The organism is Sinorhizobium numidicum (assembly GCF_029892045.1).
GTDB lineage: Bacteria > Pseudomonadota > Alphaproteobacteria > Rhizobiales > Rhizobiaceae > Sinorhizobium > Sinorhizobium numidicum.
Genome location: NZ_CP120367.1, coordinates 1,989,473 through 2,010,872 on the forward strand (window position 1 = coordinate 1,989,473; position 21,400 = coordinate 2,010,872).

The following is a 21,400-nucleotide window of genomic DNA, read 5'->3' on the forward strand; positions in this document are numbered from 1 at the left end:
TGTTCATGGGAAAGTCATATGATGACTTTTCGCGAGAGTCAACGGCCGCTGTTATCTTCTCCCGTCGTTCGGCGGACGGTCAGTGCACGATAGCGCTTGATCCCGGTTACCAGGTGACGACGCATCGCCTCGCGCGCCTTGTCCGGATCACGGGCGAGAATGGCATCGGCGATTTCTCTGTGCTCCTCGAGAATCGGTTGGTCGCGACTGGGCAGCGGATCGACCCCGCCCATCACCGTCTTGAACTTCACGCGTGGGATCATGCGCCGGCCGACATGTTCAAGGAAGGCTTTGAACCTGGCGTTGTTCGTTGCTGCGGCAATTGCCATGTGAAACTGGAAATCCGCCTCGTCCGTGGGTTTGCCTTGCGCCGCCAGCTCGGCGAATTTGTCCACTTGGGCCAGGATCTCGGCCTCCTGCGCCGGAGAGCTGCGCGCTGCCGCAAGCCCGGCCGCCTCGACCTCTATGCCGATGCGAAGCTCAAGTTCTTCAATGATGTCGGAGATCTTGCTGGTCTCGTCTGTAAATAGTTTGAGCCCCTCGTCGGCCGGTTTCGGGCCAATGACAAAAACGCCGGCACCCTGCCGCGACTCCACCAATCCGTCGGCCCGGAGCGCTGCGATAGCTTCCCGGATCACCGTACGGCTATATCCGAATCTTTCTATGAGTGCAGGCTCGGTCGGCAACTTGTCACCTGGCGCGTAGAACCCAGCCTCGATCTGTCCACGTAGCGCGTCTGCGACGTGAGAGGCAAACGACTTGCGGGACGTTCGATGTTCGACCTGCTGCATAGGTCCTCCACATTTCCTAAGGTTATGACATCCATACTCTCAGCCAGCGAGAAATGCGAGCCCATCATATGAAATCGGATGAATGTCTTGCATTTGGCCATATTCATCATATGCTTCCAATCGATCAAACAGACTGTGCTTGGCGCGAACGCCAGCTTGTGAACGGCGGCGAGGTCAACCGGACGACGGCTGGAATGCTCACCTCCGCATCCTGCTCTGAGCTGCGTCAGTTCCGTTTCCAAATCTAATCGGCACGGGCTCCAGCGAGGTAAGCCGGATATTCTGGTGCAACCATTGTTGTGTTGACTCATCTCCAGCAGCGAGTATCTTGTAGAGATTGGTATGACCACCTGGCCAGCTTACCGCGCCAGCGGAACCGCAGACAAGGAAGATGATGTTTTCTGCCGTTGAATCGCGCCGTCTGTACCGACAGGTGGCGGATCAGATGCGAGGGCTAATCGAGCGGGGCGAATTGGAGGCCGGCTCCAGGCTTCCGGCCGAGCGCGAGCTGGCGCAGATGTTCGGCGTGTCTCGTCCGACCGTCCGGGAAGCGCTGATCGTGCTGGAGGTTGAAGGCTTCATCGATATTCGTATGGGGTCCGGTATCTATGTCACGGCGCCCAAGGTGCCCTCGTCCGATCTGCCGCCGGAGGACTTCGAAGGTCCGTTCGAATTGCTGAGGGCCCGGGCGGTGGTGGAGTGTGCGATCGCCGAGGAGGCGGCGCGGCTGGCGCGGCCAGAGCATATCGTCATGCTCGACGACAATCTGATGCGAATGGGGGCGGTGCTAGAGGACCGGCGCCTCGCCCTCGCGCTTGATCGTGACTTCCACGTCATCGTGTCGAGCATCATCGCCAATGCGACGCTGAACCGCTTTGTAGGAAGCATCCACGACCTGCGCATGACGCCCTATTTCGAGAAGCTCGCCAGCTATTTCGAAAACACCGAGACTTGGCGGGCGGCGATGGAGGAGCACCGGACGATCCGCGACGCCATCGCCGCCGGCGATCCGACTGCCGCACGGGCCGCCATGCGCGCGCATCTCGATCAATCTCAGCTTCGCCTGTCGGCAAGTTTCGGGGAGGAACCGACCGACAGCACGATACCGGCTGCATGGAGGCGTGCCGGGGGTAATTAGTACACTGCATGTGTCCTTAGATCGGAGCCGATTTAAGGACGAAAACATGCAGCAATTCAAAATGCTACAGCGACCTTTGTGCGTCTGAAAAACGTACGGCGCTGTAGTGGCAATGACTTCACTTTGGGAGGAGAAAGAACATGAAGATCAGACTGTTAACGCTACTGGGTGCAACCGCGACCATCCTGGCTTCGGCTCTGACTGCTGAGGCTCAGACGGCGCTCAAATGGGCGCATGTCTACGAAACATCGGAGCCATTCCATACCGAATCCGTCTGGGCAGCTGAAGAGATCGGCAAACGCACCGAGGGGCGTTATAAGATCGATGTCTTCCCGGCTTCGCAGCTCGGCAAGGAAGCCGATCTCAACCAGGGCCTGAAGCTCGGCACCGTCGACATCATCATTTCCGGTTCGAGCTTCGCCGCGCGCGAACATCCGCCGATCGGCGTCACATATTTTCCCTACACCTTCCGCGACCCCGCCCATCTGATCGCCTACACGAAGAGCGATGTCTTCAAGCGATTGGCCGAGGGATATGAGGAAGCCTCGGGCAACCACATCACAGCCGTCACCTATTATGGCACGCGCCACACCACGTCGAACAAGCCGATCAGCAAATGCGCCGACATGCAGGGGCTGAAGATGCGCGTGCCGGACGTTCCAGCCTATCTTGCCATGCCGCGTGCTTGCGGCGCCAACACCACGCCGATTGCCTTCGCGGAGGTGTATCTCGCGCTCCAGAACGGCACGGTCGAGGCTCAGGAAAATCCGCTGACGACGATCGAGGCGAAGAAGTTCTACGAGGTGCAGAAGCACATCGTGCTGACCGGCCATATTGTCGACCATCTGAACACTTTGGTGTCGAAGAATCTCTGGTCGCAACTGTCTGATGCCGACAAGCAGATCTTCACCGAAGTGATGCAGGAGGCAGCGGAACGGAGCACCAAGATCATCGAAGAGCGTGAGAAAGCCCTCGTCGCGACCTTCAAGGAGCGCGGCCTCGACGTGACCGAAGTCGACAAGTCCGATTTCGAAGCGAACGTGATGGATAAGGTTGCGCTCGACGACTTCGGCTACAAGAAGGAAGACTGGGAAGCCATCCGCGCCATCAAGTGAACCGCTAATGCCGGCCGCTCGCCAGAGCGGCCGGCATTCCGCCCAACATTCGCTGGATGATCACCATGTCAGAGGAAGTCCATTTACAGACGACGCCGGAGGAAATCGCCCATTCCTTCGACGAGGCCGCGCCAGCCGCGGACGTCTCGAACTATACGATCGAAGATTGGGTCACGCTTGCCATCTTCTGGCTGATGACCGGATGCGTGTTTCTCCAGTTCTTCACCCGCTACGTGCTCAACGATTCCTATGCCTGGACGGAGGAAATCGCCATCAATTGCCTGATCGGCGTGGTGTTCCTCGGCTCGGTCATGTGTGTTCGCGTTTCGCGGCACATCCAGGTCGATGTGCTCTACCATTACCTGCCGCAGCCCGTCGCCCGCGCCCTGGCGATCTTTGTCGATCTCGTGCGCATCGGCTTCTTCGCCTATGCCTGCTGGCTGATGTGGCGCTATGTGGCGATCGTCGCCGACGAGCGCATGGTTACGGTCAACCTGCCGCGCAACATCGTCTTCTACAGCGTGATGGCCGGCTTCGTGCTGATGCTCGTCCGCTCCATCCAGGTCTTCATCGCCAACCAACGCCGCGGCTATTCGGTTCTCGAAAGACCCGAGGAATTTCAGAAGGTTGAGGGCTGATCCATGCTCCTGCTCGTCGGTTCGTTTCTTCTCTTGATGCTGGTCGGGGTGCCCGTTGCCATCTCCATGGCTGTGGCATCGGTGCTTTATCTGGTCTTCTACAATGTCGCGCCCGACATCATCGCGGCGCAGCGGATGATCGCCGGCGTCGAGAGCTTCCCCTTGCTTGCGGTGCCCTTCTTCATTCTTGCCGGCAACCTGATGAACTCCGCCGGCGTGACCGGGCGCATCTATTCTTTCGCTGTCGCGCTTGTCGGCTGGATGAAGGGCGGGCTGGCACAGGTCAACATCATCGGTTCGGTGATTTTTTCCGGCATGTCGGGCACGGCGCTTGCCGACGCCGCCGGCATCGGCACTATCGAAATCAAAGCGATGAAGGATCACGGCTATCCGCTGGAGGCCGCCGTCGGCGTGACCGCCGCATCGGCGACGCTCGGTCCGATATTTCCGCCATCGCTGCCTTTCGTAATCTACGGCATGATGGCAAATGTCTCGATCGGTGCGCTGTTCATGGCCGGCATCGTGCCGGGCGTCGTAATGACCGTTTTGATGATGCTGACGGTCGCCATCTTTGCCTATCGGCGAGGCTGGGGTTCGGATACGCCTTTCGAGATGAAGCGTCTGCTGTCGGCCTCGGTCGAGATCGTTGTCGTCTTCTCCGTGCCGCTTCTCATCTTTCTCCTGATGTCGGCGGGCCTGTCGCTGAACGTCGCCGTGGGCATCGCTCTCGTCGCGCTTCTTGCTCTTGACTGGTATTTCGACTTTTCCGCCGTCATGGCGCTGATGACCCCGATCATCCTGATCGGGGGCATGACGATGGGATGGTTCACGCCGACCGAGGCGGCGGTGGCCGCCGTGCTCTGGTCGCTATTTCTCGGTTTGGTGCGCTACCGGACGATGACGTTGTCGACGCTCGCCCGAGCGACCTTTGACACGATCGAGACGACGGCCTCGGTGCTGTTCATCGTCACGGCCGCGTCCATCTTCGCCTGGCTGCTGACGGTCAGTCAGGCAGCCCAGATGCTCTCCGGCGCGATTCTGACGATCACCGAAAACAAATGGGTCTTCCTGATCCTGGTCAATCTGCTGATGCTGTTCGTAGGATGCTTTCTCGATACGATCGCCGCTATCACGATCCTGGTTCCGATCCTTCTGCCGCTGGTGGCTCAATTCGACATCGACCCGGTGCATTTCGGCTTGATCATGACGCTCAACCTGATGATCGGCCTGCTTCACCCACCGCTCGGCATGGTGCTCTTCGTGCTGTCGCGCGTGGCCAAGCTCTCTGTCGAGCGCACCACCATGGCGATCCTGCCCTGGCTCGTGCCGTTGTTCGTCGCACTCATCCTGATTACCTTCGTTCCGGCCATTACGCTGTGGCTCCCGACCGCGGTCGGATTGATCCGCTGATAGGGAGACCAGCCATGCAAACGCGTCTCGCGCGGCTCTACGGCCAACGCGACCTCAAATTAGAAGTCGCGGACGTCGGTGAGCCCGGCGACGGCGAGGTCCTGCTGAAGATGGCTGCCGGAGGCATCTGCGGTTCCGATCTTCACTATTACCAGGACGGCGGCTTCGGTCCCGTCCGGGTACGCGAGCCCATCATTCCGGGGCATGAGGCTTCCGGGCACGTCGCGGCCCTCGGTGCCAATGTTTCCGGACTTGCGGTCGGTGACCTGGTGGCAGTCAATCCAAGCCAACCCTGTGGCAGCTGCCGCTTTTGCCGCGAAGGCCTGGCCATTCATTGCCTGAACATGCAGTTCATGGGCAGCGCCATGCGCCTTCCCCACGCGCAGGGCATGTTCCGCGACTGGCTGGTGGTTCCCGCCATCCAGTGTTTCCCGGCGGGCACGCTCGTCAGCGCCGGCGAGGCCGCCTGCGCCGAACCGCTGGCCGTCTGCCTTCATGCGGTCGCGCAGTCCGGCGATCTCACCGGCAAAAATGTGCTTGTTACCGGAGCAGGGCCGATCGGCGCGCTCGTCGTCGCAGCCGCGCGTCATGCCGGAGCGGCAGCGATCGTGGTGACAGACCTTGCCGACGCGGCGCTTGAACGGGCATTGGCTTTGGGCGCCACGCAGGCCGTCAATGTCGGCCGCGATCCGGCGGGGCTTGCCGCTTACGAAATCGACAAGGGTCAGTTCGACGTCGCCTTCGAATGCTCCGCCGCCGAACCAGCGCTACGCACCGCGATCGCCACCGTAAGGCCGCGCGGTCTGATCGTGCAGGTTGGAGTGACGGGCGACATCAGGCTTCCGCTGAACGCCCTGGTCGGCAAGGAATTGCGGCTGATCGGATCGCAGCGCTTCGACGGCGAATTCGCTGTTGCCGTTGAGCTCATAACTCGTCGCCGGATCGACGTTCGGCCGATCATTTCCCATGAGTTTCCGGTCGATCAGGCAGTTATGGCCTTTGAGCAGGCCGGCGACCGTTCGGCAGCCTGCAAGGTACAGCTGACATTTCTGCCCTGAAGGAGCTTGCATCCCGTGTAGATGGCAGATCGAACCGGGTGTTTGCGCGCGTGCCCAGATCAAAGAGCAGGCACAGCTATCCCAAGCACAGTTCGCGCGGCTTGATGATCAGGGGTGGGCTTCAGGAAAGCCGTGGCGCTCGGAGAGCGCCGCAAGGATCTTGTCCTTGTCCGAAACGTAGGCGCGGCCCCTAAAAACACCTGACTGGTGCGCCGATGTCTGACCATCCGAGAGCACCAGGAGTGGCAGAGATTGGTTTTGCTCTCCGACGAGCGCGATAACTGCCTGCCTTGGGCGGGGCCACTCGATACGCTCTACATCAAGCCTCCGCGCCAGCTCGGGGAAGGAGACCAGCACTCCCTCCATCAGGGCACAGTGCCAGCAGTAAAAGCGCCGGCCAGGGAAAGCGGGATCTTGGAAATCCGGGCGCAGGAGAAAGAGCTTGTCGCGGTTCATATGGTCACATCTACGATCGTGGTTACTGAATGGCAGTAGCTGATTCAGCAGCGAGAGTCAGGCCTCCACATTTGCTAATTTGCGCACGCGTTCGGCTTCTGTGGGCAGGAAGGCGGCGGGGTCGTCACCCCGCACATGATCCGGATCCGCATCGGTCCAAAACCCGGACTTTCGTCCAGCTCTCCTCGGCCATTCGTCCCAATAGGCCAGGGCAAAGGTCCGATCGCCGCGCTTCCTGGGGAACGAACACTGCATTGCATTCTTCCTTATCATGACAGAGCCGACTTCCGCGCGTCCAAGCAGTTACGCGCGGACACGGCAGCAACGGAGAATACCGGACCTCGGCGGCTCAAGCATGCTGTGGGGAATTTGCCTCGTATGCTTCTCCCGACGGATCTTGGATGGAGGCGCGCATGCGATACAGGAAAAATCGCTACCCGGAGCGCGAGGCTCGCAGTGGTTTACCGGTGACGATCATTCTGACTTTGATGGCAGGACTGTGCCTTTATCTTCTGGTCGGAAACATGCTCAGCGGCTCCAGCCAGCAAACGCGTGTCTTTCCCCCCGATAGCATCACGGTCGCAGCTGGCGAGAAGAACGCGCCATAGCTTGGCGACTTTACTAGTGCCCCCGACCAGAGGCGGCACTCGCTTCGCCCAGCATCTGTGCAAGGTGTCCTTCCGGGCGCAGGTTTCCGGTCTTGGACTTTGGTCCGACCAAGCATAGGTTCAACGTCTTGAGGTAAGCCAGTCGTTGGTCTTATCGACGAGAGCAAAGGTCCCAGCGAGGGATGAGCTCCGGAACATCATTGTGCATCGCGTTGTTTTTTCCCAGACTTTCGCGCAGCCGCTGTCCCTTCCTGCGCGGGGTCGAGCCCGCCGGCGGTCGCTCCGGCGGGCACTCTTGGCTCATGAGCCGGCCGTGGATCGTTTCGACGCTTCCGCGGAAACCTAGCGGAGAGTCGTCGTGGTGCCGCACGAATGGGTGTAAATAGGCTTCATTCGACCCACCCTCAGCGGGCCTTGGGTGTCGCCAGATGAGAAAGTCTATGCTTTTGCGAAGAACGTTCGTTGTCGGACTTATTGCAGCGTCGTCTAGCCTAATATCGACCACGTTCCCTGTTCATGCGCTCGCGCAGGGACGCAGTGGAGGAAAGGGCGGAGGCAGCAAAGGGGGCAGTGGCAAGGGGGGGAGTGGCAAGGGGAGTAGCGGCAAGGGGAGTAGCGGCAAGGCGGGCGGCGCGGGCAATAGCGGTGCTCGCGGCAATACTGGCGCAAACGCGAATCAAGTCACGGGACAGGCGACGAGCAGCGGCGGGTCAATCGTCGTGCGGCATTCCAATGGGATGACGGAAAAGCTCATTAACGGCCGATATGAGATGACGGATGCCCGTGGGCGCATCATCATCAGTCGCGGGGCAACGTCATCGGATAGCGCGCGGCTCCGTGGCATGCTCGGTCGGTGACGCGGGGCAGCTACCTGCATCGTTCCTCAAATCGGGACCGATTTGACGTTAAAACCATGCAGCAATTGAAGGTGCTGCCGCGATCTTTGTGCGTCTGAAAAGACGCACGGCGTGCTTCGAACTCAGCCACCTCCGCTTTCATCGAACCTCGCCCGCATCTCGCAACACCATGGCAGCTTCCGTACGGTTGCTGACCTTGAGCTTTGCGAAAATGCGGGTGAGATGATGCTTGATCGTCTTTTCGTGCAGGTCGAGCACCAGGGCGACCCGCTTGTTACTCAGCCCCGATGCTACCAGCCTCAGCACCTCCTGTTCCCGGCTCGTCAGAGAAGCAATTGGATTTTGATCTTTCGGGCGGCCGGAGACTACGGAGAGACCCGACAGCAGTCGGGCCGACAAGGTGGGCGAAACGTAGCTTTCTCCGGATGCGACGAGTGTCAGGATTTCCGACAGGGCCCTGGACCCGACACCTTTCAGAACATAGCCTTTCGCCCCGCTGTTCAAGGCTTTCGCAACGTCCTCGCTTGCTTCCGATACGGTCAACACGACGATCTTTTGAGAAGGGAACCGCTCAAGAATCGGGGTAATCGCGTTCAAGCCTCCACCCGGCATCGATAGATCAAGAAGAACGATATCGGGTAGCTGGTCTTCAGCTATCCTGAGGGCGTCGTCTTTGGTGCTGCCTTGTCCGACGATCGCAAAACCGTCGGTCTCCGCGAGACTTCGCGTCACTCCCTCTCTAAACAGCGGATGGTCATCGATCACGGCGACTCGAATAGTTCCCATCAGGTCTGCTCCAATTCGTCGATGCTCAACGACATTCTCACGAGCGTTCCAGTTGCAGAAGACCGTATCATGAAACTACCGCCGAGGCTTTCCACCCGCTCGCGCAACCCCGCCAGACCCAGCCTCTCCGGCCCGACTGCGTTGAGATCGAAGCCCTGGCCTTCGTCGCTTACTTCGACAATCACATGGCGCTCCTCGACGGCCTGACTGACCCGTTGCCCGAACCCGCCTGCATGACGATAGCCATTGTTCAATGCCTCCTGAATAAACCGGTAAATACAGATCTTGGCCGAGGGGGAGAGCGGCAACGCAGGGTTCAAAACGGACAGCCCCACCTCGCAATTCGTGCGTTGTTCATGCGCTTTGACGGCCAATCGCAAAATATCGCCGAGTGCGGCCGCTTCGATATAAGGCAGTACGAGACCGCTGCATATGCTCCGAAGCTCGCGAAGTGCCTCCTCGAGCGTCACCTTGATGGCTGTTATTTCTGACGCGCGCTCCTGTGCGGGGGCCGAAGACTCGGAGAGAGCCCGACTGTCGAGCCTCAGGGCGGCAAGTGCCACCAACTGCGCCGGTCCATCATGCAGATCAGCCCCGATACGCCGCAGATAACCTTCGTTGAGCGCCGCAACGCGCTGAGAGGCTCTTTGAACGCGCGCATTCAGTGATTTATTCTGCGCGAGCAATTCCGAGAGTTCGCCGACCCGCTCCTTCAAGGTGTGGCGCTGCTCGTCGATAATGCGGCTGCCGCGAAAGACAACGAGCGATAGCACGAGAAAGAAGCCGAGCGTGACGCAAGCCACGGCCAACCAGCTCAGCAGGCGTGCGCTGCTGAGGCTGCGTTGGAAATCGGGCGCAATTTCGTAGAATTCCGAAACGGCAACAACTTCGCCAGACCATGGCTGACGTATGGGGTTATATATTTCCAGCAGGGGCAATCCGCTCGCGCGCTCGGCTTCGCTCTCGACGTCATCCACGGGACCGTATTCAGCTACGAGTTGCCCTTGAAAAGCGGCCCGCAGATCTTCACTGGGTTCGAATTGCTTGCCGATCAGATCCTTTTGCTCGGAATAAAGGATGGTACCGTCTCGGCGCCACAGTCGAAAGGATGCCAGGCGGCTGCCGAGTGCTCCCTGCCCAAGAGTTTCATCCAGTGCACGCATAACAGCGCCGTCCAGCACTTCATTGGTTCTCATGTCCGGGAGGATCGGGGCAATCACGCTGTCGACGTATAGTGCCGAGGTCGTGGCCGAATTGCGCGTGAATGCAGCCTCGATCAGGCTCGTGACGACCGCACCCACGAGAAGCATAGCGATCATCGAGACAACGCTGCCGGCAAGCAGGAACTGCGTTGCGAGCGAGGAGGAATTCCATCGGTCAAGAAGCTTTTGAAACCGCGACACGGGCACGTTCTCGATCAGCCTCAGCTCTGCCGGCTCAATTTTTCATTGAAACTGATAGATATGGCGCCTCTTGAATACGTCAACTTATTGGCGTCCAGGGCTTCGCTCGCCATCTCCGCGGACCGCGATGCAGCATTTCACCGCGATCCGCTCTGGCAATGCTTGCCGTGGTTGCCGGCTGGGCGATCCAGGCCCTTTATCAGACACCCAGGCTATTGTTTTTGAGCGGTAATTGCCGGATGCGCTTGCCGGTCGCGGCAAAGACGGCATTCAGGACCGCCGGCCCGGCGACGGCGATCGTCGGCTCGCCGACCCCGCCCCAGAAACCGCCGGACGGAACGAGGACCGTCTCGACCGCCGGCATCTGATCCATGCGCATGACCTCATAGGTGTCGAAATTCTCCTGCTCGACACGGCCGCCGTTGATCGTGCACTCTCCATAGAGACAGGCTGAAAGGCCGTAAACGAAGGACCCCTCGACCTGGCGCTCGGCTTGGGCGGGATTGACGATGTGGCCGGAATCGGTCGCCGCGACGATGCGGTGGATCTTCAACTGCCCATCCGTGACGGAGACTTCCGCGGCAGCGGCGACGTAGCTGCCGAACCCCATGATCTGCGCCAGACCACGATGGACGCCATGGCGAGGCGGCCTTTCCCAGCCGATCCGCTCGGCGACGGCATCGAGAACCGCAAGATGCTTGGGGTGGTCGGCGAGCAGTTTCCGCCGAAAATGAAGCGGGTCGATCCCGGCTTCATGTGCCAGCTCGTCGATGAAGCACTCGACGTAAAGGGCGTTCTGATTGAGATTGACCCCACGCCAGAAACCGGGAGGAACCGGGGGATTTCGCATAGCATGATCGATGAGGAGGTTCGGGATGGTGTAGCCGAAGGCGCCTTCCGCTCCGCCATCGTTCAAGCCCTGGAAAACGGCGGGGTCGCGTCCGCTTTCGCGTACCTCGGCGCGCAGCGGCCAAAGAATGGATTGGCCGCTGATGCGCATATGGAAGGCCGTCACGTTACCATCCGCATCAAGCGCCGCCCTGAACCGACATTGCGTTGTCGGGTGGTAGGCGCCATGGAGCATGTCCTCTTCGCGCGACCAGATAAGCTTCACCGGCGAACCCGGAAATTGCTTGGCGAGCGTTACCGCTTGGCGGACATATTCCTGATGCCAGCCGCGCCTGCCGAAGCCGCCGCCGAGATGCAGCTTGTAGACCTCGCATTGTTCGATCGGCAGTCCTGAAGCCTCCGCCGCGATGCTGAGACTGCCTTCGCCGTTTTGCGTCGGCACCCACACCTCGCACTTGTCCGGCGTATATCGCGCCGTCGCGTTCATCGGCTCCATCGTGGCATGGGCCTGGTAGGGGAAGGAATAGGTGGCCGAGACGACCTTGGCAGCTCCGGCAACTGCCGCGCGTGCGTCGCCAATGGCGTTACCGACGACGGCCTCCTCGGCGTCGAGGCCTTCGACCAGCATTGCGGCAATCGAGGCGCTCGTGACTTCTTTATTCGGGCCCTCGTCCCAGACGATCGGCAGCGAATTGAGGGCCGAGTGGGCCTGCCACCAGGTGTCGGCAACCACCGCAACTGCCGTTTCGTCTACCTGGATGACTTTGCGCACGCCCGGCATGCCCGAAACGGCGGCTGCATCGAAGCTGGCTACTTTGCCGCCAAAGATCGGGCACGCCTTGATCGAGGCGTTCAGCATGCCCGGTAGCTTCAGATCGACGCCATAGATCTGCTTTCCGGTGAGCTTGTCACGCGTGTCGAGTCTCGGGAGCGGCTTCCCGGCGATCGTCCAGTCTTTCGGATCCTTCAGCCTCACGTTGGTCGGTGGCGGCATTTGCGCGGCAAGCGAGGCTACCGCGCCATAGGTGACGCTGCGTCCCGAGGCAGGGTGGGTAATGACGCTCTTTGCAACCGAACACTCCGACGCGGGAACCTTCCACAAGCTCGCCGCCGCGGCAATCAGCATTTCCCGCGCGGCCGCGCCGCCTTGGCGCACATATTCGTGCGACTCCCGGATGCCGCGGCTGCCGCCGGTGGAGAAATTGCCCCAGATGCGGCTTCGCCTCAGGCTTTCTCCAGGTGTCGGGTATTCGGTGGTAACCTTCGACCAGTCGCATTCGAGCTCTTCGGCGACGAGCTGAGCCAGTCCGGTGAGCGTTCCCTGTCCCATCTCCGAACGAGCAATCCGAATGACGACCGTGTCGTCCGGATGAATGAGGACCCAGGCGTTCACCTCAGGCAAGATTTCCTGCGCCTTCTCGGCTCGTGCCGCCAAGGGGACATGAAAACCGAGCGAGAATCCGCCGGCCGCTGCGGCGGTGCCAATCAGGAATTTGCGGCGTGACAAGGTTGCGACGGTCATGGTCTGATCCTCATCCTTTCTGAGATGCGCCGACATTTTCGGCGGCAAGCTTGATGGCGGCGCGAACGCGATTGTAAGTGCCGCAGCGACAGATATTGGTGATCTCGGCGTTGATATCCTCGTCGGTTGGTTGCGGTGTGCCGTTGAGGAGGGCTGCCGCTGCCATGATCATGCCGGCCTGGCAGTATCCGCATTGCGGGACATCGAGCGCCAGCCATGCTTGCTGGACCGGGTGGGAGCCATCTTCGGATAGTCCCTCGATCGTGACGATCTGTTGGTTGGCCTCTATCGCGCTTACCGGCATTGCGCAGGAGCGCGTCGCCACGCCGTCGATATGTACGGTACAGGCGCCGCATTGGGCTATTCCGCACCCGAACTTCGTGCCGGTGAGGCCCGCCTGCTCACGCAGCACCCAGAGGAGTGGTGTTTCGGGATCCACGTCGATATCCCGTGTCTCACCATTGATGGTCAATCGAGCCATGACATGTTCCTTATCGGTTAAGGGAGTGGGTAAACCCGCCTATCGGACCGCCTCGCCGTCGGTCGAAAAGCTTCGCAGATACGAAATGATCGCCGAGCGCTGCGTCTCGTCGCGAATACTGACGCTCATCGTCGTGCCCGGCACCACCTGGCGGGGATTGTTCAGGTAGGCCGCAAGCCGTTCTTCGTCCCAGACGAAGCCCGATGCGCCGAGCGCCTTTGAATAGCGAGCGCCTTCGACACTGCCTGCCGTGCGCCCAACGAGGCCGGAAAGATGCGGACCCATGCGGTTTTCGCCCATGTTCAAGCTATGACAGGAGGCGCAGCGGGTGCGGAAAAGCCTCTCTCCTTCGGGAGCTGCAGGCTCCTGTGCCCGGCTCACGCCGGGACAGAGCAGGACGGAAAGGACGAAGGCGGAAGTTAGGTGCGTGTTTTTCATAGGCAATCCTCGTTTCTCTGGCGCCCGCAAGGATGCGCTAGCGCCATCCGCTGCAGATGCTTCGAGATCTGAAGGATAGATGCCGTTTGTCGCAGAGATGTGCCGGCCGAATTGCCGAGTTGTAACCAAATATCTCAGCCGCGAGCCGCCAAGTCCTTGGCTTTGGTCCAGACTGGCGTGAGTCCCCTTCGAAACAGCTTCAATAAAACCTTGGTAGTAAAGTACACCGACCAATCGAATTCGACGCAAGGCCGGATCGTTACATGGTTCTGGATGTTTGGACGAGTTTCTCCCGGGAAGAGGTTGATACATCTAGATACAAACTAGCCTTCCCCCTGGGATAATATTGCGACAGATCAAATTTAAGCTCCGCAGATAGGAAGCAAGGGCCGGTGCCGATGCGGTGGAGAAACGCCGAACCGGCGACAGCGCGCATCCCTATAGCTATGCGGCCCGCCATGCCGCCCCAAAGCACATTGGTCTCCTCAGAGCGGGAGATCGATCACTAACGCAACGACTGTTGCTCGATGGACATAGGATCGACGGACATGAAACATAGATTTACCGATGGGGAACCTGCCTATCTTCGGGACCGCCGGGAAGCCGTTGCGCGCCCGGGCGCGAACTTGATTGCAGGAATAGTTCTGAGCACAGCCTCGGCGTTCGGCGTCGCGCTGGTTGTGCCGGAGTCCGGTCTCAGCGAAAGGGCTTATGCCGCCCGGGTTACGCCGGTCGGATCGACAGACGTGCGAAAGCCGATGCTCTGCGTGAAACTGGATTCGTCCACGGTCGACAGCGCGCAATTGCCGATCGAGGGCTCCGGCTGAAGGCGCGCCGATCGGCGCCTGAGATTCCTTGGCAGTCCCTGTCGGGTGCCGCACAAAGGCCATGCCCTCGCTGCGGCGTTAGCCAGGCCCGCGTATCATCTCCGCGGCACCATCCCGTGTGCTTCAGACGACGAAATCGAAGCGGCCGAACTTGCCGTCGGCGGTGTTGCTGATGTCGAGCAGCAGGCTCTCGGAATAAAGATAGTCCCCGTCGTTGCGCGGCTCGTTCGGAAAGAAGAGCTGCGTCGTCAGCACCGGGCCTCCCGGGCGTCGCACCCTAAGGTGATAGTGACGGGTCCGCCCGGGATAAAGCGCGGGAACGATGGTGCTGAACCACCAGCGGCCAGCATCATCGGTGAACTGGTGGGCGCGTAACCTGAAGCCTTCTAAATCATAGTCGCCGTTCTCGTCCGCATGCCATATCTCTACGAGGCTTTTGCTGATCGGCTGGCAATCTTCGCTGAGCACGAAACCGGCGAGGGTAATGCGCTCGCCTCCCGGAGAATCGGCAAAGAGTTCATGTCGCAAGGGCGCACTCGGTTTGTAGAAAGGGCCGGCGGTCCGCGCGAGTGTCAGGTCGTCGTCATCACCGCAGGCAGGTGTCCGTGGCAGTGCCGGCGCCTGTGCCAAAGCCGGCTGGAGCGTGGAAATTGGCAGTGCCGGTATCGCGAGGAACGCGGTAAGCAGGGTTCGCCGGGTTGGCAGCATGGCGGCCTCCTTCAAGGATTATCTGGCTTACTGTCGGCTCCGTTTGCACAATGATCAAGACCCACAAAACGCTCAGGCGCCTCGGTCGGACGTGGGCAGCGTAATCGTTGCGCGCAGACCTCTTTCCAGCCGCGACAGGGTGATATCGCCGCCGTGATGACGCACGGTCGCCCGTGCGATCGACAGACCCAAACCGACACCGCCCGTTTCCCGATTGCGCGACGATTCCAACCGGAAGAAGGGCGCGAAAACGCGCTCGAAATCCTTCTCGGCGATGCCCGGGCCTCTATCCTCCACGACAATCTGGACGGAGGAGGGCGTTTCGGCGACCTTCACCCGCGCCTCGGTACCGTAACGGACGGCGTTTTCGATCAGGTTGCGGGCGGCGCGCCGCAGCCCATCCGGACGGCAGCGATAGGTGATCTTGGGGCTATCGAGAAAGGTAACTTTCTGCCCGAGTTCGGCGAGATCGTCGCAGAGGCTTTCGATCAGGGCGGTCAGGTCGACCGTTCTCGTCGCCTCGGTTATCGCTTCCTCGCGAGCGAAGGCGAGCGCCGCCTCGGTCATAGTCTGTATTTCATCGATCGTCGCCAGCATCCGCTGCTGGGCGTCCGTGTCGGAGACGAATTCGGCACGCAGACGCAGTGAGGTAAGCGGTGTGCGAAGGTCATGGCTGATTGCGGCAAGCATGCGCGTCCTGTCCTCGACGAAGCGGGTAAGACGGGCCTGCATCCGGTTGAACGCTTCGGCCGTCCGGCGGATATCGTCCGGGCCGGTCTCCGGCAGCGGCGCGATCGATTGGCCCCTGCCGAGAGCTTCCGCAGCGCCCGCCAGGCGGCGCATCGGTCGGGCGATGCGCGTGGCGACGATCACGCCGATCAATGCGAGCGTTGCCGCGGTGATGCCGAGCGAAACGAGCGACTGCGTGTTCCAGAGCGCATTGGGCATGTTCTTGCGATAGACGGAGTTTAGCCATCGTCCGTCGCTAAGCTGAACCGCAAGGCCCATTCCGTGGGAATCGCCAAGCGGCAGATACTTGGCGAAACGGGGAATCGTCCACACATCGGAGGAAAGCCGCGTCCAGCCTTCGGACGCGATCGCCTTGTCGAATAGATGAAAATTCGTGGCCGACGGCGTCTTGTGCGGCACTGCGGAGGTCAGTTCGGGCTGGCGATAGGCAGGCAGCAGATTGGGTAGGGGTTCGTCCATTTGTGCGATTGCCCGCCTGCGCCAGGCGATCGCATCGACGGGGTCTTCCTCTGACATCCAGAACCGCGTGTAAGTCGTTCCGCTCGCGCGCAAAACATCGGTGTGAAAGCCTGCCGGGATCGACTCAAGCAATGTCGCAAGCGAGGCCGTTCGGCTGAAAAATTCGCCTTTCGATGCAGCCCGCAAGGCCTTGTCTCGCTCGTCCCAGGAGATCAGAAATCCGATCACCTGCGACACGATGAGCGCCGCCAGCAGAAAACAGATGAATTGAGCCGCAAGGCTCTTTCTCCACCATCGCATCAGTAAGCTTCTACCTCTGCCACGAAGCTGTACCCTCCGCCCCAATGCGTCTTGATCAAAGATGGGTTCTTCGGGTCGCTCTCGATCTTCTTGCGCAAGCGGCTGACCTGATTGTCGATGCTACGATCGAAGCTCTCGGCGGCTCGCCCGGCGGTCAGGTCAAGAAGCTGGTCGCGGCTGAGCACCAGGCCGGGGTGATCGAGGAATGCCTTGAGGAGACGGAACTCAGCCGTGCTCAGCGCCACGCTGACGCCGTCGTGTCCAAGCAGTTCTCGCCGGCCGGTGTCGAGTTCCCATGTGTCGAAGCGGATCATCTTGGCCCTTATGCCGCCGCGCTGCGGCGGAAGGCTGTTGACGCGCCTGAGCACTGCCCTGATCCTCGCCAGGAGTTCGCGCGGATTGAACGGCTTTGTCACATAATCATCGGCGCCGAGTTCCAATCCGACTATCCGATCCGTTCCGTCCGCCATCGCCGTCAGAAAAATGACCGGCAGGTCCGTCGTCGTGCGCAACTGCCGACAGACGGTGAGGCCATCCTCGCCGGGCATCATGATGTCGAGCACGACAAGGTCAGGTGCGCCCTTTTCCAAGAGACGCCGAAGCGCTTCGCCGCTTTCGGCGACGGAAACGCGATAGCCCTGTTGCGTGAGATACTTCCCGACCAGGTCGCGAATGTCGCGATGATCGTCCACAACAGCGATATGAGGTGTAGATTGCATCTTATCGTCCGGGCGGAAGTTGTCCTTAGAAACACATATCGCCGTCGGCCGGCGTCCGCACTCGAAAAAATGTATCAAAGAGTGTCAATTGCGAAACTCCGGAGTGGGCGACAGCATCCTAGGCACGTCGATATTGCGTCGCAACACCATGAAAACTGCGGCCCGCAGTGTGCCATTCTTAAAAGACGTTACTCTCGCGCTGATACACTTTGGCACGAACGGCCCATCGGGTCGCATAACCGTGCGACAAGTCACGCTTAGGTTCTCCCCTGTCCTAAGTCGTGCGGTTCCCCGCACCAGTTGGACTTCGTCGCCGTCGCGCCCGATCTCTCCCAGATCGGGGCGCAACGGGAAAACGGACAAAGGAGAATTCCATGACCACCAAACACTACATCGTTCCCGCCGTTGTTTCGTTCGTCACACTTGCGAGTGTCGGTACCGCTTTCGCTGGCGGCGACTACTACGAAGGCGTCGACATCAGCGCCAAGCGGGAGCCTTCTTCACCCACGCAGAAGACTGATCGTGGGGTGACCGGGGCCATTCGCGCGAATGCCGCCACCTACGGCTTTCCGCATAGTGCCGAACCGGCCCCCGTGGTCGCCAAGGGCGGTGAAGGCGAATACTACAAGGGTATCAGCCGTCGCTGATGCAAACGGTCGCGGGCGCTTCGGCGCCCGCGTGCCTTTGAGGTCCGATTTGACTGGCTGGCATCTGCGAGCCGCAAGCCACAGCCGCCGCGGGCACGGACGATAACACGCTTCCGATGTCTTTGACGCCTTGAAGAGGTTCTTTGCATCCTGTAGGTCGGGGCGGGTATCCTGGAACGGAAGTCGAATGAAAATGGGCGCGCGTGATCGCTATTCTAGGAAGCTCGAATGCTCGAAGTGCGGAGCTTCCGCCTTCGCCGACGCATCAGAGGATGACGACCCTCAGCGCAAGAATGCAGGGTTCAAAGTTGACCGGATGCCGCAAGGCTTCTCGACAGATCGCCCCTCGGCCGATCCGACGAAGCACATGATCCGTTGCCGTTGCGGCAGTGTCTTTCCCTTCAAGCGAAAGACTGTTTACGCGACGGGAGGCGAACCGCGCGGCTGACGGAAATTTAGCGGCGCCGAACAGGTACACACGTTCTGCCAATACTTAAGACTTGAAGCCGCCACATTGGTATTCTACAGGAGGATAACCTGCGTGGTCGCCCCTAAAGCAAGTCGTTGGTTGCGCAATCAAGGGTCGCGAGTTCCATAGCGGCACATCCTTCGAACGATCTCCTCAAGCAATCGCGTCCAAGCTCTGCCTGGCGGCGACAGGACCAGATGCAAGACCAATTTGAACTGAAACCATTTGGCGCGGACGCTCCACCAATCACCGAACCGAGATCAGCGAATCTCTCGATAGCCCCCGCGACCGTGGGGTTTTCCGCGAGGAGTCGTGCAGGATCGCGCCGACGAGATCGACTGGAGCGACGGTTCATCGTTCCCCATCACCCGAAGGAGCAGGCTGCATAGACGGCTTGAAGAAGATCATTAACAAACAACAGTCCACCATACGGTCGAAGAGAAGTGCCAAACGCCACTCTCGTCAAACAGCCACACCCCGCGACCTGAAGCAATGCTACGAACGTTATATGGCGCTCGCCGACGAAAAGGCGCTATCCGGCGATCGGGTCGAAGCTGAAAACTACTACCAGCATGCGGAGCATTATTTCCGCACAGCCGCGGCCGCCGCCCGCCTGCAGGAAACGCCCCACCGATGACCGCTGCGACGACTTTCGAACAAGCATCCTCCGTCTCCGACGAAAAACACTGGCTCAAGATCACCGCGAAATACCGCAAGCCTCACCTCCGGCGCAGTGCGTTCGAACTTGCCGTGACGGCCATTCCGTTCGCCATTCTCTGGACCTGCTCATTGGTCGCGGCTCATTATGGCTTCTGGTTCGGCCTCATCCTGAACATTGCCGCGGCCGCGTTTCTGCTTCGGTTGTTCATGATTCAGCACGATTGCGGTCACGGCTCCTTCTTTGCGCATCGGCGTATGGACGACTGGACCGGCCGGCTGATCGGCGTTCTGACTTTGACCCCTTACGATTGCTGGAAGCGAGGGCATGCGGAGCATCACGCCTCGGCTGGCAATCTGGACGAGAGGGGTGTTGGCGACATCACCACGCTGACGATCGGCGAATACCGGGCGCTGTCCGGTTGGGGACGGCTCTGCTATCGCCTTTACCGGCACCCTCTCGTCATGTTCGGGCTCGGGCCGGCGTGGCTGTTCCTCTTCAAGCATCGATTGCCCTTCGGTATGATGCGCTCCGGAGCCCTGCCGTGGGTTTCGACCATGGCGACCAATGCCGCAGTTGCAGTCACGGCGGCGCTCTTGATGTGGGCAGTCGGCGTGGTCCCCTTTCTACTCGTTCACCTGCCGATCGTTCTGATGGCCGCTGCAGCCGGCGTTTGGCTCTTTTACATTCAGCACCAATTCGAGGAGACGCACTGGTCGAGACCGCCGGAATGGCGGTTTCCGCAGGCTGCGCTCCACGGCGCATCCCATTACGATCTGCCGCCCGTTTTGAGATGGATAACCGGCAACATCGGAATTCATCACGTGCACCATCTATCGAGCAGGATACCCTATTACCGCCTAACGGAAGTCCTCAAGGATCATCCGGAACTGAGCGATTTCGGCCGCATTTCGCTGATGGACAGCCTCCGCTGCGTGAAGCTTGTGCTTTGGGACGAGGAAAACCGGCGGCTCGTTTCCTTCCGTGCGGCGAAACGGGCAGGGGCGCTATCGTGATTTCTACAGCGCCGCGCGTCCAATTAGACGCGCAAAGTCGCTGTAGCACTTTGATTCCTTAAATCGATTCCGATTTAAGGAATCATGCAGTAGCATCGGCCAGCGAGCTTTCTGCGTCTGAAAGACGGACGGCGCTGTAGAGAAGTATCAGGGCACAAAGCAAAAGAGCCTCGGCGAGAGGCTCTTGGGATTGTTTAGACTCATCCGCGTCACTTAAGCACGGAGCGAACTTTGCAGCTCCGCGAAGGTCACCGCGGCGGAGTAAAATAAATATAATCAAGAGCTACGGCGGATTCAAGATCTGTCGTCCCATGGACGTCGGCACAATCCCGACTCACCCGTCGCCCGTAAACAGCGACTCTCGCTATGGCAATGCTCCAGCTCGCCACTACGCTCGCCGTGACCTTCACCACCGAAAATCGGCGATCTCGGATCCTTCAGCCTGATGCAGGGTACGGAGGTTAACCATTTGTTAACCATCGTTCACGTAAATCTTAGCAACGAAAAATTAACGTAGATGACCAAAGTGCTAACTGACACTCGTTCAATCCGCATAAAGGGCCGCTCGTTCCTGGCGCTCGTGCTTTCGCCGGAGCTGCCTCTTGATGGCTGGCTCGGCCGGCTCGACGACCTGGCCGCGCGTTCGGCAGGCTTTTTCTTGGGACGCCCCGTGGTCCTCGACGTCGCGGATCTCGAGATCAACCGGCCGCAGTTGAAAGACCTGATTGCCGAGCTTGGTAATCGGAACGTGCGGATCATGGGCATAGAGGGAGCGCGTCCATCGCTGCTTGAAGCGGGCATGCCGCCGGCCATGAAGGGCGGGCGGCCCGCTCCCGATTTCGAAGTGCCGTCGGCCGAGCCGGCTGCCGACGCGCCGAAGGCCGACAATGACGGATCCGCCGCACCCGTCGCGCATCCGGAACCGCAGCCGGTGAGGGCAACGTCGTCGATCGTCATCAAGGAGCCGGTACGGTCTGGACAGTCAGTGATCTTTCCGGAAGGCGACGTCACGGTCATCGGATCGGTCGCATCGGGCGCGGAAGTCATCGCGGGCGGTTCAGTCCATATCTACGGGACGCTGCGCGGACGGGCGCTGGCGGGCTCCGTCGGCAACGCCTCGGCGCGCATCTTTTGCCGCAAGCTGGAAGCGGAGCTTCTGGCAATCGACGGCGTCTACAAGACGGCTGACGATATGGCACCCAACCTTCGCGGACAAGCTGTCCAGCTCTGGCTCGAAGGCGATGCGATCATGGCAGAGAAACTTAACTGAGCCGGCTGTCGGCCAGCAGACAGGAGG

19 protein-coding genes and 1 pseudogene are annotated in these 21,400 nt (G+C 60.2%); 10 read left to right on the top strand and 10 right to left on the bottom strand.

Annotated elements, in window-relative coordinates; all coding sequences use genetic code 11:
• Nucleotides 1-38 precede the first annotated feature (38 nt).
• Entirely contained in the window at nt 39-791 is a 753-nt protein-coding gene (locus PYH37_RS09410; protein WP_280731155.1) for a FadR/GntR family transcriptional regulator, read from the bottom strand.
• Nucleotides 792-1,185: 394 nt separating this feature from the next.
• Here PYH37_RS09410 and PYH37_RS09415 point away from each other — a divergent pair, with 394 nt between their 5' ends.
• The 5 genes from PYH37_RS09415 to PYH37_RS09435 all read left to right on the top strand — a co-directional run bounded on the left by PYH37_RS09415 (nt 1,186) and on the right by PYH37_RS09435 (nt 6,150).
• Nucleotides 1,186-1,929 carry a FadR/GntR family transcriptional regulator gene (locus tag PYH37_RS09415; protein WP_280732460.1) on the top strand — a complete coding sequence of 248 codons (744 nt, stop codon included), beginning with the start codon at nt 1,186-1,188 and terminating at the stop codon, nt 1,927-1,929.
• Between the two features lie 140 nt (nt 1,930-2,069).
• Nucleotides 2,070-3,044 carry a sialic acid TRAP transporter substrate-binding protein SiaP gene (locus tag PYH37_RS09420; protein ID WP_280731156.1) on the top strand — a complete coding sequence of 325 codons (975 nt, stop codon included), beginning with the start codon at nt 2,070-2,072 and terminating at the stop codon, nt 3,042-3,044.
• 65 nt (nt 3,045-3,109) lie between these two features.
• Nucleotides 3,110-3,682 carry a TRAP transporter small permease gene (locus PYH37_RS09425; RefSeq protein WP_280731157.1) on the top strand — a complete coding sequence of 191 codons (573 nt, stop codon included), beginning with the start codon at nt 3,110-3,112 and terminating at the stop codon, nt 3,680-3,682.
• A 3-nt stretch (nt 3,683-3,685) separates the two neighbouring features.
• Nucleotides 3,686-5,092, top strand: coding sequence for a TRAP transporter large permease (locus tag PYH37_RS09430; protein WP_280731158.1), 1,407 nt, complete (start codon nt 3,686-3,688; stop codon nt 5,090-5,092).
• 14 nt (nt 5,093-5,106) lie between these two features.
• Entirely contained in the window at nt 5,107-6,150 is a 1,044-nt protein-coding gene (locus tag PYH37_RS09435; protein ID WP_280731159.1) for an L-idonate 5-dehydrogenase, read from the top strand.
• A 108-nt stretch (nt 6,151-6,258) separates the two neighbouring features.
• On the opposite strand, the gene PYH37_RS09440 is transcribed toward PYH37_RS09435, so the two are convergent.
• The 6 genes from PYH37_RS09440 to PYH37_RS09465 form a co-directional block, all read right to left on the bottom strand.
• Nucleotides 6,259-6,606 (bottom strand): DUF3088 domain-containing protein, encoded by a 348-nt coding sequence (locus PYH37_RS09440; RefSeq protein ID WP_280731160.1) that lies wholly within the window; start codon nt 6,604-6,606, stop codon nt 6,259-6,261.
• A gap of 1,603 nt (nt 6,607-8,209) precedes the next feature.
• Nucleotides 8,210-8,860, bottom strand: coding sequence for a response regulator (locus PYH37_RS09445; RefSeq protein WP_280732461.1), 651 nt, complete (start codon nt 8,858-8,860; stop codon nt 8,210-8,212).
• Nucleotides 8,857-10,167, bottom strand: a complete 1,311-nt coding sequence (locus tag PYH37_RS09450; RefSeq protein ID WP_280732462.1) for a sensor histidine kinase — start codon at nt 10,165-10,167, stop codon at nt 8,857-8,859. The genes PYH37_RS09445 and PYH37_RS09450 overlap by 4 nt, the downstream gene beginning before the upstream one ends.
• A 292-nt stretch (nt 10,168-10,459) precedes the next feature.
• The gene (locus tag PYH37_RS09455; protein WP_280731162.1) at nt 10,460-12,631 is read right to left on the bottom strand and encodes a xanthine dehydrogenase family protein molybdopterin-binding subunit; all 2,172 of its coding nucleotides are present in this window, start codon (nt 12,629-12,631) and stop codon (nt 10,460-10,462) included.
• 10 nt (nt 12,632-12,641) lie between these two features.
• Nucleotides 12,642-13,112 carry a (2Fe-2S)-binding protein gene (locus tag PYH37_RS09460; RefSeq protein WP_280731163.1) on the bottom strand — a complete coding sequence of 157 codons (471 nt, stop codon included), beginning with the start codon at nt 13,110-13,112 and terminating at the stop codon, nt 12,642-12,644.
• Between the two features lie 39 nt (nt 13,113-13,151).
• A complete protein-coding gene (locus PYH37_RS09465) occupies nt 13,152-13,550 on the bottom strand; it encodes a c-type cytochrome (protein ID WP_280731164.1) in 399 nt (132 codons plus the stop codon).
• 548 nt (nt 13,551-14,098) lie between these two features.
• Here PYH37_RS09465 and PYH37_RS09470 point away from each other — a divergent pair.
• Nucleotides 14,099-14,377 (top strand): hypothetical protein, encoded by a 279-nt coding sequence (locus PYH37_RS09470; protein ID WP_280731165.1) that lies wholly within the window; start codon nt 14,099-14,101, stop codon nt 14,375-14,377.
• Between the two features lie 123 nt (nt 14,378-14,500).
• Here the strand turns inward: PYH37_RS09470 and PYH37_RS09475 are convergent, their stop codons facing one another.
• The 3 genes from PYH37_RS09475 to PYH37_RS09485 form a co-directional block, all read right to left on the bottom strand.
• Nucleotides 14,501-15,085, bottom strand: a complete 585-nt coding sequence (locus tag PYH37_RS09475) for a dioxygenase family protein (RefSeq protein WP_280731166.1) — start codon at nt 15,083-15,085, stop codon at nt 14,501-14,503.
• 72 nt (nt 15,086-15,157) lie between these two features.
• Nucleotides 15,158-16,594 carry a sensor histidine kinase gene (locus tag PYH37_RS09480; RefSeq protein WP_280731167.1) on the bottom strand — a complete coding sequence of 479 codons (1,437 nt, stop codon included), beginning with the start codon at nt 16,592-16,594 and terminating at the stop codon, nt 15,158-15,160.
• Nucleotides 16,594-17,313, bottom strand: coding sequence for a response regulator (locus PYH37_RS09485; RefSeq protein WP_280731168.1), 720 nt, complete (start codon nt 17,311-17,313; stop codon nt 16,594-16,596). The genes PYH37_RS09480 and PYH37_RS09485 overlap by 1 nt, the downstream gene beginning before the upstream one ends.
• A gap of 374 nt (nt 17,314-17,687) precedes the next feature.
• Between PYH37_RS09485 and PYH37_RS09490 the strand changes: the two genes are divergently transcribed.
• From PYH37_RS09490 to minC, 4 genes and pseudogenes are all read left to right on the top strand, one after another.
• A complete protein-coding gene (locus PYH37_RS09490; RefSeq protein WP_280731169.1) occupies nt 17,688-17,960 on the top strand; it encodes a hypothetical protein in 273 nt (90 codons plus the stop codon).
• A gap of 968 nt (nt 17,961-18,928) precedes the next feature.
• Nucleotides 18,929-19,036, top strand: a pseudogene (locus tag PYH37_RS09500) (DUF4167 domain-containing protein); the annotation flags it as partial.
• A 26-nt stretch (nt 19,037-19,062) separates the two neighbouring features.
• Nucleotides 19,063-20,103, top strand: coding sequence for a fatty acid desaturase (locus tag PYH37_RS09505; protein WP_280731170.1), 1,041 nt, complete (start codon nt 19,063-19,065; stop codon nt 20,101-20,103).
• Between the two features lie 517 nt (nt 20,104-20,620).
• A complete protein-coding gene (gene minC / locus PYH37_RS09510) occupies nt 20,621-21,373 on the top strand; it encodes a septum site-determining protein MinC (RefSeq protein ID WP_280731171.1) in 753 nt (250 codons plus the stop codon).
• Nucleotides 21,374-21,400: the final 27 nt, after the last annotated feature.